Source organism: Flavobacterium nitrogenifigens (assembly GCF_003254565.1).
In the GTDB taxonomy this organism is placed as follows: domain Bacteria; phylum Bacteroidota; class Bacteroidia; order Flavobacteriales; family Flavobacteriaceae; genus Flavobacterium; species Flavobacterium nitrogenifigens.
Window position 1 is genome coordinate 1 of the sequence record NZ_QJRI01000120.1, and the last position, 865, is coordinate 865.

General features: G+C 36.8%; 1 pseudogene. It reads right to left on the bottom strand.

Features of this window, described 5'->3' with window-relative positions:
• Window positions 1-865 (bottom strand): annotated as a pseudogene (locus tag DM397_RS00540) (hypothetical protein); the annotation flags it as partial.

Sequence of the window (865 nt, forward strand, 5' to 3'; positions counted from 1 at the left end):
GAAAATTGCGGATGAATTATCGATAACGTCCTGAACCACATTAATATCGCTAGAAGTCCCTTCCTCGTTTTTATACGTGTATGATCCCGCACCATTATTGGTAAGCGTAGTAACAGTTTCGTTTAGCTTAACAATATCATTAATATTGATCACCTTAGTGGTTCCCGTAGCATCAACGTAACTAAACTCATTTGTTGTTGAGTTATACGTCACATTGCCTTCTGCCAACTCTGAAATCTGCTGAATAATAGTCGTTACAGCTGGATTATTGAAAATTGAAGAAGCATTATTGATAACATCTCCTACCACATCGATAGTCGTTTCAGCTGCATCTTCATTTGTATAAACATACTTGCCATCGTTAGCGGCATCTTTTACTAAAGTTGTAACAGTTTCTTTGCTTTCAACAAGCTTTGTGATTTCGTTTACAACATCGGTATTAGCAAAAATTGTAGATGAATTGTCAATAACGTCCTGAACCACATTAATATCGCTAGAAGCTCCTTCCTCGTTTTTATACGTATACGAACCCGCTCCATTATTGGTAAGCGTAGTAATAGTTTCGTTTAGCTTAACAATATCATTAATATTGATAACCTTAGTGGTTCCCGTAGCATCAACGTAACTAAACTCATTTGTTGTTGAGTTATACGTCACATTGCCTTCTGCCAACTCTGAAATCTGTTGGATGATAGTCGTTACAGCCGGATTATTGAAAATTGAAGAAGCGTTATTGATAACATCTCCTACCACATCAATAGTCGTTTCAGCCGCATCTTCATTTGTATAAACATACTTCCCATCGTTAGCGGCATCTTTTACTAAAGTTGTGACAGTTTCTTTGCTTTCAACAAGCTTTGTGATT